14 protein-coding genes and 2 pseudogenes are annotated in these 17,978 nt (G+C 40.7%); 5 read left to right on the top strand and 11 right to left on the bottom strand.

Annotated features, from left to right (window positions below; genetic code table 11):
* Positions 1 to 156 precede the first annotated feature (156 nt).
* Genes folB through LHL20_RS15665 form a run of 4 tightly spaced genes read left to right on the top strand, consistent with a single transcriptional unit; the run spans position 157 to position 2,218 of the window.
* On the top strand, positions 157 to 510 hold the full coding sequence (gene folB, locus LHL20_RS15680; RefSeq protein WP_159624002.1) for a dihydroneopterin aldolase: 354 nt from the start codon (positions 157 to 159) through the stop codon (positions 508 to 510).
* Complete coding sequence (gene folK, locus LHL20_RS15675) at positions 510 to 1,004, top strand: 2-amino-4-hydroxy-6-hydroxymethyldihydropteridine diphosphokinase (RefSeq protein ID WP_226433965.1); 495 nt, start codon at positions 510 to 512, stop codon at positions 1,002 to 1,004. The genes folB and folK overlap by 1 nt, the downstream gene beginning before the upstream one ends.
* 8 nt (positions 1,005 to 1,012) lie before the next feature.
* Complete coding sequence (locus tag LHL20_RS15670) at positions 1,013 to 1,813, top strand: undecaprenyl-diphosphate phosphatase (protein WP_226433964.1); 801 nt, start codon at positions 1,013 to 1,015, stop codon at positions 1,811 to 1,813.
* 33 nt (positions 1,814 to 1,846) lie between these two features.
* Positions 1,847 to 2,218: a histidine triad nucleotide-binding protein gene (locus tag LHL20_RS15665; RefSeq protein WP_159623999.1), complete on the top strand. Its 372-nt coding sequence runs from the start codon at positions 1,847 to 1,849 to the stop codon at positions 2,216 to 2,218.
* Positions 2,219 to 2,336: 118 nt separating this feature from the next.
* Here LHL20_RS15665 and LHL20_RS15660 read toward each other — a convergent pair.
* From LHL20_RS15660 to LHL20_RS15610, 11 genes and pseudogenes are all read right to left on the bottom strand, one after another.
* Positions 2,337 to 2,876 (bottom strand): annotated as a pseudogene (locus LHL20_RS15660) (dipeptidyl-peptidase 3 family protein); the annotation flags it as partial.
* Between the two features lie 791 nt (positions 2,877 to 3,667).
* Positions 3,668 to 4,093 (bottom strand): GNAT family N-acetyltransferase, encoded by a 426-nt coding sequence (locus tag LHL20_RS15655; RefSeq protein ID WP_226433963.1) that lies wholly within the window; start codon positions 4,091 to 4,093, stop codon positions 3,668 to 3,670.
* Between the two features lie 93 nt (positions 4,094 to 4,186).
* Positions 4,187 to 4,660, bottom strand: a complete 474-nt coding sequence (locus LHL20_RS15650; RefSeq protein ID WP_319003241.1) for a GNAT family N-acetyltransferase — start codon at positions 4,658 to 4,660, stop codon at positions 4,187 to 4,189.
* Between the two features lie 10 nt (positions 4,661 to 4,670).
* A complete protein-coding gene (locus LHL20_RS15645) occupies positions 4,671 to 5,072 on the bottom strand; it encodes an aldehyde-activating protein (RefSeq protein ID WP_226433962.1) in 402 nt (133 codons plus the stop codon).
* A 505-nt stretch (positions 5,073 to 5,577) separates the two neighbouring features.
* Positions 5,578 to 7,026 (bottom strand): tyrosine-type recombinase/integrase, encoded by a 1,449-nt coding sequence (locus LHL20_RS15640; protein WP_226433961.1) that lies wholly within the window; start codon positions 7,024 to 7,026, stop codon positions 5,578 to 5,580.
* The gene (locus tag LHL20_RS15635) at positions 7,023 to 9,107 is read right to left on the bottom strand and encodes an AAA family ATPase (protein ID WP_226433960.1); all 2,085 of its coding nucleotides are present in this window, start codon (positions 9,105 to 9,107) and stop codon (positions 7,023 to 7,025) included. Before LHL20_RS15635 ends, LHL20_RS15640 begins: the two co-directional genes overlap by 4 nt.
* A 53-nt stretch (positions 9,108 to 9,160) precedes the next feature.
* Entirely contained in the window at positions 9,161 to 9,928 is a 768-nt protein-coding gene (locus LHL20_RS15630) for a hypothetical protein (protein ID WP_226433959.1), read from the bottom strand.
* Positions 9,918 to 10,868, bottom strand: coding sequence for an AAA family ATPase (locus tag LHL20_RS15625; RefSeq protein ID WP_226433958.1), 951 nt, complete (start codon positions 10,866 to 10,868; stop codon positions 9,918 to 9,920). The genes LHL20_RS15630 and LHL20_RS15625 overlap by 11 nt, the downstream gene beginning before the upstream one ends.
* Positions 10,868 to 13,024 (bottom strand): hypothetical protein, encoded by a 2,157-nt coding sequence (locus LHL20_RS15620; protein WP_226433957.1) that lies wholly within the window; start codon positions 13,022 to 13,024, stop codon positions 10,868 to 10,870. The genes LHL20_RS15625 and LHL20_RS15620 overlap by 1 nt, the downstream gene beginning before the upstream one ends.
* A complete protein-coding gene (locus LHL20_RS15615) occupies positions 13,021 to 15,363 on the bottom strand; it encodes a hypothetical protein (RefSeq protein WP_226433956.1) in 2,343 nt (780 codons plus the stop codon). Before LHL20_RS15615 ends, LHL20_RS15620 begins: the two co-directional genes overlap by 4 nt.
* Positions 15,364 to 15,451: 88 nt before the next feature.
* Positions 15,452 to 16,621, bottom strand: a pseudogene (locus tag LHL20_RS15610) (dipeptidyl-peptidase 3 family protein); the annotation flags it as partial.
* Between the two features lie 499 nt (positions 16,622 to 17,120).
* Between LHL20_RS15610 and LHL20_RS15605 the strand changes: the two are divergent.
* Positions 17,121 to 17,957, top strand: a complete 837-nt coding sequence (locus LHL20_RS15605) for an HDOD domain-containing protein (RefSeq protein ID WP_202263550.1) — start codon at positions 17,121 to 17,123, stop codon at positions 17,955 to 17,957.
* Positions 17,958 to 17,978: the final 21 nt, after the last annotated feature.

The raw sequence follows: 17,978 nt of genomic DNA, 5'->3' as shown, positions 1-17,978 counted from the left end.
TTTGCTTGGTTAAATTGTGTAATAAGAAGCTAAACAAACATTGGATAGCGTTTACGTGGAGGTACAATAGTTCGTATGAGCATAAGTCCACAGTATCTTAATGCAGACTAGTTAATGCACGTTAGCGCCTAGCAATAACATAAGTTGATAGAATTCATGGGAAAAATTTATATAACAGGGTTGTCCGTCGACACTCTCATTGGAGTATATGACTGGGAACGCGTTCGCAATACCGAGTTGTTGCTTGATGTTATCTTGGATGTCGATTTGCGCGCAGCCATGCAATCTGACGATGTCAACGATACAGTCGATTACGCAAAAGTGGCTGAATGCATTGTCAATGTAGGTAAAGAGAGTCAGTTTGAATTATTAGAAGCGTTTGGCAGTAAAGTGATGGATGCCGTACTAACACAGTTTTCAGTTGCTGCTATTACCTTGAAGATTGTTAAGCCGGATATTCTGCCCAATGCAAAAACGGTTGCGGTTGAGATGAGGCGAGAGCAGTCTTAATGTCCAAACACGTTATTCTTATCAGTATTGGCTCAAACATTGATAGAGAGCATTACACCCGCCGGTCATTATTGGCCCTAAAACAGCACTTTGACGATGTCAGCGTATCGTCAGTGTATGAGAGCGAAGCGGTAGGGTTCAATGGTAGTCCGTTTTACAATCTGGTTGCGAGGGCAACCACATTGATGGATATTGAGTCAGTATGCTCAACATTGAAAACCATTGAGAAAGACAATGGACGCGTGCACAGTGACAAAAAATTCTGCGCGCGCACGCTTGATTTAGACTTGCTGACTTATGACAGTAAAGTCACTACGCAACCTATAGTGCTACCCAGAGAAGAAATTTGTTATAACGCGTTCGTACTCTGGCCACTTGCTGAGCTTGTGCCTAACGAGCGTCACCCAGAAATACAAAAAACCTATGCCCAAATGTGGGATGCATTCGATAAACAAAAACAACAGCTTCGGCCTATTGACTTTACGTGGAGTTAAGCAAAGGAATGACACTTTTTGAAATTATAATTCTGGCAATTATTCAAGGCGTTACAGAGTTTCTGCCCATAAGCAGCTCAGGCCACCTATTGTTACCAGCTGAACTATTTGGCTGGGTGAGTCAGGGGCTAGCGTTTGATGTTGCGGTGCACGTGGGAAGTTTACTTGCGGTCATGATTTATTTTCGTCAAGAAATCGGTCAAATGACAGTTGCATGGGTAACTCAGGGGTTTACTAAGCAGCAATCAACAGATAGTAAGTTAGCATGGTATGTCATTATCGCGACTATTCCAGCAGTGATTATCGGCTTTTTAATGAAAGGCTGGATAGAGGATAACGCGCGCACGGCACTGGTTATCGCGGGAACGACTATTCTTTTCGGTTTGTTACTGTGGTACGCCGACGCAACCGCCAAGCGAGAGCAAGAACTTGAAGGTCTTACTTTTAAGCAAGCGGTATTTATAGGTCTAGCACAAGTGCTTGCGCTCATTCCGGGTACCTCGCGATCAGGTATTACCATGACAGCCGGGCTTATGCTTGGGCTAAAACGGGAAGCCTGTGCGCGTTTCTCCTTTTTGCTTTCTATACCCGTCATCTTAGGGGCTGGGCTACTTGCAACACTTGATTTATTAAATGCCAATGAAGCCGTAGATTGGTCTGCTTTATTGTACGGTGCTGCGTTTTCTTTCGTGAGTGCTTATTTGTGTATATATCTATTTTTGAGTTGGATATCGCGTATTGGCATGTTGCCTTTTGTTATCTATCGCCTTGCGCTAGGTGCTGTATTGCTATGGTTTGTTTTTGCATAAAATACGCCCTGAAAAATCATAAGGAAATCAATAATGTCGGAAACAATATTTACCAAAATTATCAACAAAGAAATTCCTGCTGAAATCTTGTATGAAGATGAATTAGCTCTTGCCTTTAAAGATATAAATCCTCAGGCACCACTCCATTTTTTGGTGATACCTAAAAAGGCGATAGCAACCATTAATGATATTGCAAAAGAAGATCGCGAAGTCGTAGGGCATTTGTCGTATGTAGCAGCAAAAGTAGCAGCCGAGCATGGTTTTGCACAGCAGGGTTATCGCACAGTGATGAACTGCAATGAATTCGGTGGGCAAACGGTGTATCACATACACTTGCACGTTTTAGCTGGAAAGCCTTTAGGTTGGCCTCCCTATACCGAAAATATGAAACAACATGTAGAGTGAAGTATCGATTCGTCGATAAACAATTCGCGATATTGGCTTACTAAGGAAACATTCAAGCAATAAAAAAGCGCCTCATGCTTTAGCATGTGGCGCTTTGTAATGTATTAAACTGTTGTGCTTAGTCACCAAGCCCTAATACTTTTTTGCCTTGGTTAAAGTGAATGTCTACCGGAATACTCGCGGCTTCAAGACGCGCTAGGTCAGATGCTAAATCTGGCTTAATAACGCCCATCGTTGCTACAAGGTCGGCCACGCCATCGTAATCACCGTCACCTTGTAGTGTTAGGATAAGCTCAGATAACGCTTCAACTGCTGCGCCCATCTTTTCCATATTAACGCGATACAAACCGTCTTGTGTCTTCTCAAATGCGCCTTGTTGAGCAAAGAAATTGAAGCGGATCATATTGGCTTTGCCGTGGGCCGAACTTGCACCGAAACGCACGGAACGGAAAATACCTGCCATGAAAGTAACATAGTAGTCTTCCAGCGTACCCTCTGTAATTTCGCCTTTTTCTAATAAGCTTTGTACCATGTACAAGCCCAAGATATCGGCTTTACCCTCTTCTAATGCAGACGCATGCTCTTTTAATGCGCCACGAACTGTTCCTGCACCATCCAATGTGTTCTTAATGCCTAACCCGTGGGCAACTTCGTGATACCAATGTTGGAAAATATAACTGTTGGTTTAATAAAGCGTAGATAGAATGGTGTTAATAGCCAGAAATCCTCATAACACTTAATTTCATCTGGAAATTACTTAACTGATGATAGAAATAAGCTAAATGACCTAGAACATCTCAACACATAGTATATAACAAAGATAATCGCCGCGTCCTGCGGCGGTATACATTCATCCTTGAATTTCAGTTAGTCATAATCCAATAGAATGTCACGCGAATCGTTCCAACGATTCGAATAAGCATTGGTGTAAGAAAGGTTTTGCAGGGTGGTGAATGAGGGTGATTTATACTTGTGAGCGACGCGCATCATCCAGATGCGCTGTTCATACCCCTGCGTAACCGCATCAAATTACCATGCTTATGAAGGACCGCAAAATCCGGTCTTACTGAATCATCAACCACAAAAGTATTGATCATGATCCCTATTTGTCTGGACCAAGTCGGCTTAACATCTGGTAATCATTTTGTGTTTACTGATGGTAATCTTTTTAAAAAAACAACAAATGATGACTGAAAGTAATCATTAAGTGTTTACCGAACACATAAAGTGTACTGACTCATACACGATCTGACAGTCCGCAACAAGTTAATGTCCGAAAAGAGCGAAAAGCCGAATTCATTAGTCGGTTTATCATGGTCAGCTAAAAACAAACAGACGGTCAACATCCCACTTAGGGGCACAAATACATTGGCTAAAATACAAAGCGTAGAGAAGGGAGCCAACGTGCTTGTGTCCCAACGAGCACATGCGACTGACTACGGTGGCTTGTTAGTTGCCGATGTCTAAATAATACCGATACGATGCTTTTTTAAAACCAATACTTTCGTAGTATGCTTGTGTCGCATTGCGAGCTAAAGATGTTGTGACTTCTAATTGAGCACAGGATTTAGTTTGTGCTTGAGTTGCTGCAAAATTAATAAGCTTTTTGCCAACCCCGACATTTCTCACACTCTCATCTACGACAATGGCTGTAATACGACAAAGAGATTTTTGTAGAGGGAAATAAAAAAAGTAAATGAGCGACATGAGCGCAATTACTTGGTTTCCTTTCTTGGCAATAAAGACCTCTGAATTATGTTCCTGTTGAGATAGGGCGGATATTAATTCCAATTCTATACTTTCATAGCCTAACTGCTTCAATAAGTCTTTTACCTCGTGAGCATGAATTGGTTCCGCTTTTAATATATCTACCATTGCCAAAATCCCCTTAGGCAACTAATACCCACATAAGGGGCGACAAATCGTAGCGGCAATAAGCTTTTAAAATATAAACTGTTAAGGCTTTGGCTAGATAAACCTGCACATACCAAAGCCAAGCGTTTCACCAGTGCGTGATTGGAACCCAAATTTTTCATAGAACTTTTCTTTTCCATATGCTGAAAAAAGTCCAATAGTTGAACCCGGTGGGCAGTTTAAAGATAGGTAATTATTAATAGACTGCATTATTTTTGACCCTAGACCAAGTTTTTGATGCTTTGGGTGAACAATGATGTCTTGTATATAAAAAAACATAGACCTGTCACCAATAACTCGGCCACAACCAACGAGTTTATTATCTAGGTACAATGAAACCCAAAATAAGGATGAGTCTATGCTACGTTGAACGAATAACAATTCTGGGTTTTTCCAGCCAACGGAGTTTCTGATTGAAGCAAAATCAATCGCGTTTGGCGGCTCTTCTTTTAAAATAACCATTGTTGGGAATAGTCCTTTTGTACCAGTGAACGAAGTGAGCAAGTTAAGCGCCTTGATAGGTGCCAAAACCATACCTTTAAATTACTGTTGACCAAACGGTGGGCCAGCGGTCGGACTTTTCTGAAGCCGACAGATTTTTAGGGCTGACAGTTATTGATGGTTTGAGTTTGAAATGTTGTGCGAAAAGCCGTTTGGATACTGCGCCTTTGACTACACCGTTTTTCTCGTTGGTAACCGCAACAACATCTTGGCAACTATCGCACTCCCAAAACGTAGCTTGGCCTGAACTTTGTTTAAGTTGGTTCATGGTTTCTTTAGGCGCGAAAGAGATAGTGCCGTTTACGTCAGAGAGGTAGGCAAGGCCACGCGAGGTGCAAAAATCGCAGTCACATTCACGAGCCTGATACTCTTCTATCGGTGAAGGAAAATTGGCAGCAACTTCTATTTTTCCGCAAGAGCATGATGTTGAATAATTCATTACACCGTTTCCTTTTCCAAAGCACCTAACAGCTTATTGCTGAGACTTCATAGTAACACTCATTTCCTCTGAAAAAGCATATTCTGTGTTTTCATGGGAAAGAATATGAAATGTCCGCTTCACCTACAGGTTGTGTAAAAACTATTTTAGGGACAGTTTTTTGCTGGCGATTCAAATAGACGAAAACATGTGAGCTACGTTGAAATCTGATCGTGCATTCGTACCAATTTTTTCTGCTTTTCACTTAGGATCACTTAATTATATTGACCAGAAGAGTTTTCATACGGCCTGCGTACAAAGCAGCCCGTGGGAAGCCAGTGCCAAGTTTTCCGCTTTTGACCAATAGCTGAAATGTCGGATTTAATAGAATTCTTTATTTGTAACCTGTCAGGTCAAGCTAGAACTTATTCACATAAAGCCTATCGAAGGTCTCCATACTTTAAAATGGAACAGCATTTCGAATATTTGCTGTTGTGCTGAGCCATTTTAACATATTTTGGAAGGGCTAACTTGGGGGCTTTCCAATGCCATCTTTGATAGCTTTAATACCTTTGTCTAAGACAGGATTTTTGCTCAATTCGTCTTCCCATAATTCTTCATTTCGAATGATTGTTTTTGACGCAAGGTTGCCAAATGTTTTATCTCGTACAGTTCGTATGTAACGGTGTGTAGTTTCCAATTTGGTGTGACCCAAGAGATCTTGTAGAAAAGCGTGTATATCGCCATCGTTGTCTATGTGAATATCCACACCAGTTTCTTCTCTATATTTTACGAGACGTAATGTTGCTCCTGTGTGTCTCATCGCATGTGGCCTTACATGAACAAACTGAGGGATTACTCCTCGTTTCTTTAATTTGTTGGCAGCCTCTCTGAAGGCGTCCTGATACATACCATTAGAAACGGGGTAGCCTTCTTTGTTCAGCCACAGCACATCTGAGTCATGAGAGAATACATTTTTCTTTCCATGTTTTGATGAGAGGTATTTAGTCAGAAATAGGTGTTTACGCTCAGAATAAAGGGGGATGTCTGAATTCTCCCTCTTGGTATTGAGGTATTTATCTTCTATGAGCTGCAAAGTCCGAATATCCAAATCGATCTCGCGGTCAACTTGCCCTTTCCCTTTAAACTTGAGCTTTTGTTGTAATTCACCTTCAATATGCATTTCTCCATAGCTTTTAAAATCTGGGTTAAGCTCATTAGAAGTATGAGGAAAGTACTTCACCAGTTCGCTAATTCTGAGGCATGTGTCGAACTGGACTTTTGCCATAACACCATAAACTGGATCAATTTGTCTGAGTTCACTGATGAGTTCACGCATCTGTTCTTTGGTTAATACTTGAGAGATGTAAGAGGAGCGTTTCTTTTTTCGTTTTGCGTCAATTAAAGGGTCTTGTGTAACGGTCTGACTATTCTTTTTACGAGTGTAGTTAAGGAAATCGCCAGCTTGTGCTGCCTCCTCCAGCATCCTAGTTTTCTTTATTTTTTTAGGAAGCACCATATTGTGAGGCACCTCCTTTTTATCCAAGTACTGATAGAATAATCGCCATGTCGATATATATTGACTGAGAGAGTCTTCAGAAACACCATTCTCTCTTAGTATTGAAAGGATTTTGATCATGTAATCGTAGTCAGCATGCAGATAGCAGGTATCCGTTAAAGCGCACCCATTTAACCATTGACGTATGTGATCAGCGTAATTTTGTATCGTTGCAAGTGTGGTTTGCTCAAGCTCTTCATTGATAAATGTGGGATAGTTATATCTTGCAAGAAGAAATCCATTTGCATGTCGATGTAGATAGCCTCTTCCTTTTATAAAGATCATAGGAAATCCACTATCTCCCCGACGTATCTTTTCTACTTCATGTTTTGATTGAATCTGAATTGATACACTATTTTCGGCACTATTCTTCGATTGATTTGAAGCGTCAGGATTTAATTGAATGACATTGCTCATAACTTAAACCCCACTTCAATTTGATCTGCCGCGAAACCGCGATCTATCGCTTTTTGAATACTGTTGTTTGTGGTTACCAGTATGACTTTTTTCTTGGCTCTGGTGATTGCAGTGTAAAGCCATGAACGCTCAACCATAGGCATATCCTCGACAACAACAATAACAACATCAAACTCACTTCCTTGGGCGCTGTGACAAGTTAGTGCATAACCGTGTTGTAAAAGGTATTCCCCGGCATTTTCATTTCTTATGGACTCTTTTGGGATTGACACTAACCCTTCAATATCAAAGCGAACAATAATGAGATCTTCGTTACCGCCAGTAACAACGCCTGTTGAGCCATTCACGATACCAAGTTCCGCGTTATTGGCTTTATATACAACCGCATCACCCTCTCTAAATTCTGGTGCAGAGGGGATTACTTTGCGAGTATGGGTAATTGATTCATGAAGCTTAATGTTAATGTCTGAAACAGTGCGAGTTCGAGCTGCAATAACATGGAGGGATTTAGCGCTTAAGTTCCACTCATACTCACGTTTAGCGATCTCTACCATTTCTTTCGCATTCTCGCAGTTTACAATTCGAACTAGTTTTTTTGACTCCAGTGTATGACCTTTTTTGATATCGACAGCAGTGTTATTGATATCTTGGATAGATCTGAAATTTTCAGTGAGTTCAACTCTCGGTACGAGGTTGGATTCCATTAACTTGTGGTAAATAAGACCGGGACCTACAGGTGGCAACTGTGCTCTATCTCCAACAAAGACGAGCCTTGCGGGTCTTCCTTCCAATATCCTTAGCAAACGATACATCGTATGCAAATCAACCATAGAAGCTTCGTCTATTAAGATTAATGGTGAAGGGAATTGATCTAGATACTCCGGCTCCCACTTGACAATTTTAAGCAACTTTTCAATTGTCATCGCTTCACGCTCAGTCTGTTGCGCAAGCCGTCTGGATGCCTTGCCTGATAGTGCTACTTGTAAAACTTGATTGCCTGCATGAGTAATAATTTCATGAGCACAAAATAACACGCTAGTTTTGCCTGTGCCTGCTCCCCCAGATACACAAGATATAGGGTTGCTAAGCACTGTTTTTACCGCTTGTTGCTGTTTTTTGCTAAGCTTATGGCCTCCAGATATCGTGTAGTCATCAAGCTCTTCTTCTGTCACCTGAATATTAATAATCCCCCGTTTAATTCTGCTCAACAACTGATCTTTAATGTAGTTCTCCATTATGACAGACGCAGGTAAGGCGAAATAACTTGTATGTAGCTTCTGCGTTGCCGTTAAAATCTCGTTTTCAGGCTCAGTAACGATAATTCTGGGGTGCTCTTTTTTAGACTCATCTAATGCAATGGAGAGTGCTTTTGATACTAATTCTTCTCCAATTAGTTTCGTGAGGTTATCAATAAATAAATATGGTTTACAGCGAGTGTGGCCGGAGTCTAATTGTCTGAATAAAGCATCCTCTAAGGCGCAAATGATTCGTCTTTCATCTTCATCAGGCACACATAACGCTTTCGCGAGAAGTTCTGCGCTTTTAAAATTACTGAATGACCAAATTCGGTAAGGATCTTCTCTTAACTTTTCCGCAGTCTTTTCACCGTAATACTGGAATGCTCTTTTGCCAATGGTTAAGAGCTTGGCTCTCTGCATTGGCTTGGTATCTTGTAATACGTGCTCCATGAATTGAACTAGTTGAATCTTTCCTGCTTGTTTGTGCCAATTACGACAAATCAGTTCAGCAGCAGCTTTCGAAACATCATTATGTTCTATTAAGCTATCGACATCTTTTCGCTCCAAAAGGTCAACAAGGTTGTCTTTGAAGCGCCTAATGAGCTTGTCAGCAGTCTTTTCGCCAATGCCATTGGAAGACATCAAGAAACTCCTGATAAGCTCTTGTGTGACTGCACAGTGGCTAATATCCGTTGCTAGGAATTGTTCTCCATATTTTGAGTGATGCTCAAAGGAGCCAATTACTGCAATATGATCATTTAGCTCAACCAACTCATCAGGGTTTTTAATTACCACCTTAACAGAGGCTCTCGACGTATTCAGTTTAATGATTTGTTGCGACATGTTTCCATACAAAACCTGTGAAACAGTCCCGATGATTTGATTGCTTGTTAGCATTAATGAATGCCTCCAAGCTTGAATGCATTCTTGCCCGGAGACAGCCTTGCGCGTTCTTTTTGCTTGAATTGCTCTAGCTCAAGTTTTGTCGATTCCAACTCCTCTCTAAGCATGATGACTTCTTCAGTTTTGGCTTTGAGTTTCTGGCGCAGGCTAGATAAGGCGTAACTTCCCATTGTTTCAGACATCTCATCCAATGCTGATTCTCGTTCATAATTGAGTGTCTTTACCTCTCCTTTTGCTATTTTAATATCAATACTTGAGAGCAGATCTTCGATGGAGGAATCATTGTTAAAAAATGAAGGAAGTGACTTTACTTCATCAGGTGAAACATCAAGGAAATATGCCCATATTCCCTTTCTATAAAGAAACCCTTTTAGATTTTTTGGCCACTCATAGTCAGGTTCTCCTAACCGTTCTGTTAAAAAAGCAGCAAATTCAGCTATGTTCTCATCACGAATTTCAGTGTTGGTTTTTGCTGAGCCTTTTAATACTCCCTCTGGTAAGTTTCCCTCGTATTGTTTAACCAACCCTTTGAATGATTGTCTGATGTTGTGTGGTTTTGTGTCATAACCTATTGCACTGGCAAGTTTGGACGTGTCGAACTTGGTTTCTTTTTTGTCGAGCCATTGCTTGATATTGTCTAGGTCGTTGACAATATTATTAAGCAGATCTTCAAGTAATAGCCGTCGCAATTTGCCAAGCTCTTGCTTTCCTAATCCCTCATTATCATACTTTCTAATCAGCTCAGGTATATCATTCATCATCAGACCTCACGAACAACATTTCATCAACGACTTCCACTTCTGGATCGACTTCTTCTAGCCTTTTTATCTTTTCTTCAAGAACATCTTCATCAAGCATTTTGTGGTGACGCTTCATATTGCGGGATCTCAAAGTCATCTCATCAACAACAAAACGAACCACGCAAATTTTTACGTCATTGGCTTTGGCAGTCAGTATCGCCCAGCTTGCTCTCTCACCTGCGGTCAGGTTTGTCGTATCGACGATAACCGCATGGCGGTCAGGATTGATATTTTTACTCTTTGCCCATGATGATTTTCCTGAGCAAGGTGGTCCAACGAGCAAATATACCCTCTGTGGCAAATTTCGCTTCATCAGCTTTATGAATTCTTTTTTTGCGTTAGCCCAAGCTTCATTTCGCTTCTTTTCATTATTAAATCTATAGCGCCCGTCACGCTCTAGATGGTCATCTGGGCAAATAATATTGATTGTGACATCTAATAAAGGTTTGATTTTTTCCTCGTGTGTAAGATCAGAATTGGCTAATGCTTGAAGCTGGGTGTTCTTTGCTAGTAAGGTATTATTGCGTTGTAACAACAGCTCGTAGTTCGCTTCAAGTTTTGTTATTTCTGCCGCTAGCGTGTGATTTTCCTCTCTTGCTTCTTTCAACTGATCTTCAGTCGTCAGTCCCTGCCTGACGGTTTCATTTTTCCTCTTAACAAAGTCTTCGTTAAACTTTTGGATTCGACCCAATAAAGATGCATATCCTTTTGCTTCATCTTCTGAGCATGGCGTATGTCCATATAAATGTGTTTTATCCACCTGTGCTAAGTCACAAATGACTTGCATTGTGGCAACACCCCGGATTTTGTTTTGGGATATGGCTTTTGCAGATTGTTCCAAAAAAACCTTTTCAATAGCTGCGATTCTTTCGGCATGAGTCTTGTGCAGAGAATTTCTCATTATTGAATGTCCCCATCAATGACGATTTTTTCGATCTCTGGATAGACATCTTTCAAAGGAGGGTAGTAAAGATTTATAAAGTTTTGAGCCTCAGTGTCTAAGTGATTTACTCGAAATGTCCCCACGCCTCTAAGGTAATTCGCGTAATAGTGAAACGTTTCTAACAGCATTTGAGTTACTGGGTTGTCTAAGAGTAACGAGTGCTGACACTCTGGCCCCTGACAATTCCCTAGATCCGGCAATGTTGAAGCTTGTAGCGCACGCATAAAACGTTTTCCTATCTCTGAATCCTTGAGTTTTTGGGTCTGCGACTTGGCTGAACATGGCGCAGGTTTGGTTGATTGTGGGTTTCGCATACACACAAACCCAAGAGGGGTTTGCAGACCGAGAGATTCACCGTTTGATAAGCGCTTGATAAGAATATTTTTAATATGTTCTTTGAGTGTTTTTCGAAGCTCATCACCAACCAAAGAACTGTTTTTGCAACGCAAGTTCTCTTTAACTTCTTGTAAATCTTCAACTATCTTCCGCTTCAATCCTCCTGAGAACTTGCCATCGACTATAGCCTCACTTACTTCATCGCTAAGATCTTCATAGGTTTGACGTTGGATTTTCTCCCTTTCATCTATGACTGCCTTGTTATGCCTTAAATAATGGTCGGGCATAATCTCGTTCGTATGCCCAAACAATCTTTTTACGATTAATACCGCCAGCGGGGAGTTTGTACCAATCCAGTTTGCTAGTGTTACACGCGCCCTGTGAGCTACACCCTCTTGGTTATCTTCTTCTTCTAAGTCATCGAGAAGATCAATGTCATATGCTTTTGCAAAATCCCTTAATGCGCAACTTAGTTGCCAACCTGTTGAGAAATCCCAACTCTTCACTTGTTTAATACCTAAAATTCTTGTTACCAGACAAGGGGAGTGCACAGGTGCAAGATTAATTTTGTTCAGAAACTCAATAGCCTGAATTGTTAGTGGTGGAATTGGTATTGGATGATCGATAATACTTACTTTTATTAGGTCAGTAACTAGATAGCTGAGAAGATCCTCTTCAGGATCTGGAACAACGCAATCTCTTAGTAACGATTTTCGAATATCAACATTCCTCAGTCCTGTAGTGAGTAATATAATCCAAACTGATGCTGCAACGCATAACCTGTGAAGATCAGAAACCCATAGAATTCCGAGGTTAGTAGTATTATTGTCATTTATTACTACATCTGAAGGGATTGAAGAATCAGGAAATAGATTCAGGACGTTCTGGTGTTTCTCTATTACTTCCTGCATTTTTTGCTTGTAACTCTTTACACAGAAGTCACTGCTTTTTAATGCCTCTTTGCCACTTTTTCCAACTGGAAAATACATTGCAAAAGTTTCAAATATCTCAATAAATGAGTCTGCATGATTGGTGAAAATGGGTATTGCGTTGTCTATTAAGAGTGCAATTGATTTCGCGGAAAATGGCTTGTAAGAATTGACAGATGTTCTTGTGGCATCATTCCCTAATAACTTGTTTAAGTATCTCTGTTCTGCGGTTAACGGTTCGCCAGAAGACGCAACTCCTGCCCAAGGTACTTTAAAGTCGAACATCAGGAATGATAGTTCTGGAGGAAGTGTTTTCGAACCATTTAGGATCAAGCTTTGCCAATATCTCCAGACATCAGCGTCTTTAGCACCATTAACAACAAGATCTTTGCACCATTTTTCAATGGTTTCTGTATCTACGAATTCGGCAGGGACTATCGGCGAGTTTTCTCTGCCGAATAATACCCGTGTGTTTTTTAGATAGGGTAGAAAAGTTCTTGCAAAGCCAACAACCCTCTCATACGAAGTGGCAGAGTACTTTTGAACCTCAACTCTATGGTATAAGCAGAGCTTCAACATCAACACGAGAGGGTAATATGATGTATCGTTTCTGTGTATATTAAACCAATTGAAGCCTGTAAATGGGCCTCTTCTACTTGAAATTGGCCACTTGTCAGCAGAGAAGGTCACATTTCCAAATTGTGTCATAGGCTTACTATTGAATTCAGCTTCTATTTTCCTCATTGCTTCCCACTGCTTCTTCCCTAAATCATACTTTTCTTCTGGTGATATAGAATCATAGAAATCACTGAATTGAACTTGCTTGTGTGCGAGTGAGGCGGACATCATCTTACTCTCGTTGTTTGTATTACATTTAGATTATTGATTCTTGGGTGTATCAGCGGAGGAAGGCGCTGGACTCGTTCATCTTCCCAATCTGAAAGCGCAATTTTAAAGGCATCGGCATGTTTTTGTTGACCGTTTTCTGCCTTTGATTTATACCGCTCAAGAGCCTCTATTGCTATTTCATGCTTTGTTTCATAGTGAGCCATATACAGGTCTCGGCTCTCTCTAAGTAGCTGCTCATACTGAAAGCATCGATAAATAATATTCGGTATGTGCTCATCAAACACAGCCGCTCTGGAGCAGCCCAAACATGAATCATACTGTCGGCAATATGCAACTTCTAAGTTAGGTTTATAGTCTGGTTTGCTGGGATCTAAGCAATCACATAAAAATCTTTTTTCTCTATTGCGTTCATCAGGAATTTCACCGTCAAGTTTCAGTTGTGCAGCAAGTTTCTGATGCTCACTAAGAAACCGCATTTGTAAACCAATAATGGCGCTTGCAAGCATGGATTCAGTGCGGCTTGATTGGAGGAGATACGTCAACGGTATCGAGTTTCTTAAATCCTCTGCAACAGCCTTAATCAGATCATCTTTAGTGTCTACACCCTCTAGATATTGAAGAAGCACCTCTCCAGACCAGACTTTTCTAAACCTTCGAGTCTGCAACCGTTTTAACTTTTCTCCATTTTTATCTTTAATACCTGCAAACGTTGCAAAATCACGTAAATAGCTATTCATTTTTGTTTTGCTGATAGAGAAAAAAAACTCTCTGTTGGTCAATAATGAACTTCTAATATTGTCTAACAGCGATAGGTACTGGAATAATGCAGATGCATAAGGTACTACAATATCTTCTTCTTGCGCTCCCTTACCTGTTACATGACCTCTTGTTTTAAAACTAGTCAACCAGCAAGATGGTTCAGAAGCAAAAGGGGCACTAACATCAATTATTGGAGTTTGACTGTCGATATTGTTAACGGCATAGGGTAGGTTTGTCGCAACTTCTAGATTGCGTCCAGATTCGCAAAGGAGCAGTATAATTACTAAGAAATCAAATTTATCACTTTCTCCCAATAGAACATGATGAAAGGGATCTGCGTGGGCAGCAAAGATGAATTCTTTCTCCTTTCTTGGTCCATAGAACAACTCATAAGTAACGTATGAGCTTGAAAGGTATTCCCTGTAACATCTCCATTTATCATGCTGATGAATTCTTGATGTAAGAATGCTTTGTATATCTAGATAATTAACCTTGGCAAAGGCTCGCAAGAATGGGCGTAGTGACTTTTTATTATCAGCAACCCCATTCTTCAATATGTCCTCAAAAAGGTACTTAACATCTGAACTTCTCCTTAGTTGTACTGGGAGAAGATTGAACCCTTTGTCGAATTCGAAATTTTCAATATGTTCTAAGATTTTTCCGACATGCTCTTCATTCATTTGAGAGTCAAGTACTTGCTTCAATGCATTAGTGCAGTGGCGATATGCGATTAGCTCCATATCAAGAGCTTCCTCATACTGGGTAATATCTCCACTGTTAATAAGCTTTCTAAAAAGTCGTAACCCTTCTGGGGTAAACAAGCGTTTTTGTTTGCCGGAATCTAGTAAGACCTCTAACCTAGTATTTGCTTCTTTTATTTCCATCAAGCAAGCATTGGTGTAAGCGTATATTTGAAACATGACATACTCTGAGTAGTCATTATTAATCCTACTTTTCTTAATCCGCTCCTCTGCGGTTTTTAATCTATTTTTACTTTGTAGAGCGTTGGGGGGTTCGTAATGCCTAATAGATACCTTCACTTTGTCTTTCAGATTGGGAACCAAGCACAGAACGTTAATCAATATATTGAATGTGGTTTTTAAAGTTGTCCTTTCAATCTCACAGTTAGCCTCATAAATAGACTCAAGAGATTTATATTCTACGGATGTAAGACGTTTGCCAGAGTTTATCAAATACTGGGCTAACCATTGGAATGCACGCCTCTTGTGATCGGGAGAACCTTCATTTTTTCTCAGGTGGATGTATATTCTAGTTAACGTTAGGGCGTCATTAGGCGATTTTTGATAAAGTTCATAGAACCAAGTTAGATATGTTTTACCTCTTTTGTTTTTTACTGGAATGCTGTTAGGTTCCATTTTTGTCACAAAGTCTAGGCAAACCGTCTCTGTCTTTCCTTTGTTATTCAAGAAGCTAAATTCAGTGTTAGAGCTTGATGGCTCTACAACAGGTAATCCGTCCAGTGAGTCCTGATGACGAATAGGTGATCCACAAGAAACAGTCAGCGGGTTAGATATTTTTTCCTGTGCGTTTTTTGAAGCGAGTGGATTTTTTCTTGGCATACCCTACAACACATAATGGCGACACCATTTTATTATGAGGCTTTAGTTGCTTTTGTCAACATATAATAAATAACAGTTATATTTAAACAACATTTTGAAACATAGTATTGGCAAAGAACGCATCAAAGGTGATGTGGTCGCGCTGCTCTGGCACAATCAGTGTATTAGCGATAGGCACAAGGATGTTATCAAACTTCGCCTGCATCGCATTTTTTAACTGTAGACGGCGAGTGCCTTTTTCGAGTTGCACGCGCTCATCGTTAGGCAAATTAATCGCAATGGTTTTGCTGCCAGCATTTGAGTGACCCGCGTAATAAATGACATCATAAGCGTTAAGGTCTGCATCAGAACCTGGCATTTCAGCCTTGTAGGCTTGTGCAACAGGTAGCCCTTGTTGTAGTTCAGGTAAAAAAGCCGCGTATTTGGCAAGTTTTTCACTCCAAGCCAGATCTTTTACAAGTACGTAGGCTTCAAATGCCGCGCGGTAGCCAAACAGTTGGTCTTCGTAAGTCTCAATAGGTCCGATAACCAACTCTACTGGGTTAGTTTTCATATCCATCCAAGCCATATCTGACGCAAGGTAGTCATCAGTTAGTAGGGCTTCTGCTCGCAATTGAAGATACTGCTTAAAGCTCTCATCTTCAGCCAGTGCTGATGCTTGCTTTAACAGATCTGACGCTTTCATTAACTCGCTTTTAAACGCTTTTGAATAGGGTTCTGCGTAAAGCTTTCCAGCCTCGTCGCGTTTAACCATAGAATAAAGACCTGCTTTATCGTTAAAGCTCGCGGTGCCAAACTCTGCCTTATCCATGTCTTGGGGATAGAACTCAGCGCCCATTGCTTTATCATCATATCCGCTGATGAATGGCGTATCGCCATTTAGACGGTCCCATGGGCCATAGTTGATTGTGGCAAAATGACGTACTGCGTCATCTTTAATTGCGTTTAGAAAAGTCGCTTTATCTTCGAAAAACGCTTGTTGCCAGAACAGATCATCCATAATTTGAGATGCGTCGATAAGCAGCGACAGCATCTGTTTTTGATTTTCACTAAGGTGTGAAAGGTCACTGGTTAAATCAACCGGGTGATATATCGATAAGCGAGCCGTATCTACAAGCAATGCTTGCTCAGTTACAACCGGCGTTTGTGTACTTTCAGTTTGTGTGGTCTCTGTGCTTTTGCTGCAGGCACCAAGCAAAAATAGTCCAGCTACCGCCGCTGCGATAGGGGTAATAGTCGTTAGTTTTGTAATTTTCATATTAACTCTTAACGGTTGTTGTTTATTCGGGGGCTTCCCAACTAATACATTCATACTGACATGCTATGCGTTTGATTTCATACAAAAGTATGAAAAAAATTTGCGCGATATCAATAGTGATTTGCCATGTGTTAGCTATACTCGTACTAAAGTAACAAGCGGTTGCATAAGCAGAGAATCAACAAATCGTAATAAAAGTCTTGTAGGCTAGCAGCACCAACCGTCAACTTTGCTCATTCTGCTTGAAAAATATGCTGTTTTGTTTGCAATTTAGTTGGTCGAAACTCTATCGCTACTATAGTATGGTGATAGAAATACTAAAACAAAAAATGGCCTGTGCAATTCGTATTGTTGAATAAATACACGCGAATAAGGCTGACCGCATACATAGTGATGTCCGAAAACAAGTTGATGTTATTTCGTTGTTTTTGGATTGGTAGATGATTTAGCAACACGTTGCCTGTTTCGGGCTACAAGGAACTTTCTAAGGGTAGAAAATATGTCTACACAGAACGCGCTTTCGACGATTTTGGTTGAAAAAATAAATAACGACACACTCGTCCTTCCTACACTTCCTGCTATCGCGCTTAAAGTTAGAAAAGCAGCAGATGATCCTGATATTAACTTAAATGCGATGGGCGACGTTATTGGTCAAGACCCTTCGTTAACGGCACGTATGATCAAAATTGCCAACAGTGCTTACATGGGACGTAGTGTTAAAGTAACGTCAATTAGTCAGGCTGTAACTCGAATTGGTTTGCGACAAATTAAGAATATTTCTACGGCATTGGCAATGGAGCAACTTTTCGTTTCAAAAAATGACGTTGTTGCTAAGTACTTGCAAAAAGAGTGGGCAAGTACAGTGAATATTGTTGCGAACTCAATGGCTGTACTTCAGCTCTATATCGCGCGCACAAAAAAGCGTGAAATGAGCATGGACACAATGACATTGGCAGCATTGGTACACAACATTGGTGTGTTGCCTATTCTCACTGAAGCTGAACGTCATCCAGAAGTATTTGCGAACCCGTCATTTTTAGAAGTGGCGATAGACAAGTTAGCAGGTCGCATTGGTGCTAGTATCATGCAAGAGTGGAGCTTTGGTGATACCTTCGTTAATGTTGCGAAAAATTGGAAAGATTTAAGCTACATTCCAGAATCTCTTAGCTATATTGATTTTGTACGCGTAGGCGCTGCATTGTCAGGCGCGATTGACAGCCAAAAAGACGCGGTGCTAAATCTGGCAATTCAGCGTGGTGTAGTGGAAGATATGGGTGAACTTCACTCTGACGAATTTGAAGAGCTATCAAGCGCAGCGAAACAAATTTTCCTATAACAAGGTCGTTTTCTTGATTAG

It is taken from the genome of Alteromonas sp. McT4-15, assembly GCF_020515205.1.
In the GTDB taxonomy this organism is placed as follows: Bacteria; Pseudomonadota; Gammaproteobacteria; order Enterobacterales; family Alteromonadaceae; genus Alteromonas.
The sequence above is the reverse complement of the archived record's forward strand: the minus strand, read 5'-3'. Positions and strand labels throughout refer to the sequence as shown.

Bases quoted from the DNA above. Each gene is read 5' to 3' on its own strand.
- LHL20_RS15605 (WP_202263550.1), top strand. From the start codon at position 17,121: ATGTCTACACAGAACGCGCTTTCGACGATTTTGGTTGAAAAAATAAAT.
- LHL20_RS15620 (WP_226433957.1), bottom strand. From the start codon at position 13,024: ATGATGTCCGCCTCACTCGCACACAAGCAAGTTCAATTCAGTGATTTC.
- LHL20_RS15640 (WP_226433961.1), bottom strand. From the start codon at position 7,026: ATGAGCAATGTCATTCAATTAAATCCTGACGCTTCAAATCAATCGAAG.
- LHL20_RS15670 (WP_226433964.1), top strand. From the start codon at position 1,013: ATGACACTTTTTGAAATTATAATTCTGGCAATTATTCAAGGCGTTACA.
- LHL20_RS15665 (WP_159623999.1), top strand. From the start codon at position 1,847: ATGTCGGAAACAATATTTACCAAAATTATCAACAAAGAAATTCCTGCT.
- LHL20_RS15655 (WP_226433963.1), bottom strand. From the start codon at position 4,093: ATGGTAGATATATTAAAAGCGGAACCAATTCATGCTCACGAGGTAAAA.
- LHL20_RS15645 (WP_226433962.1), bottom strand. From the start codon at position 5,072: ATGAATTATTCAACATCATGCTCTTGCGGAAAAATAGAAGTTGCTGCC.
- folK (WP_226433965.1), top strand. From the start codon at position 510: ATGTCCAAACACGTTATTCTTATCAGTATTGGCTCAAACATTGATAGA.
- LHL20_RS15625 (WP_226433958.1), bottom strand. From the start codon at position 10,868: ATGAGAAATTCTCTGCACAAGACTCATGCCGAAAGAATCGCAGCTATT.
- LHL20_RS15635 (WP_226433960.1), bottom strand. From the start codon at position 9,107: ATGTCGCAACAAATCATTAAACTGAATACGTCGAGAGCCTCTGTTAAG.
- folB (WP_159624002.1), top strand. From the start codon at position 157: ATGGGAAAAATTTATATAACAGGGTTGTCCGTCGACACTCTCATTGGA.
- LHL20_RS15630 (WP_226433959.1), bottom strand. From the start codon at position 9,928: ATGATGAATGATATACCTGAGCTGATTAGAAAGTATGATAATGAGGGA.
- LHL20_RS15615 (WP_226433956.1), bottom strand. From the start codon at position 15,363: ATGCCAAGAAAAAATCCACTCGCTTCAAAAAACGCACAGGAAAAAATA.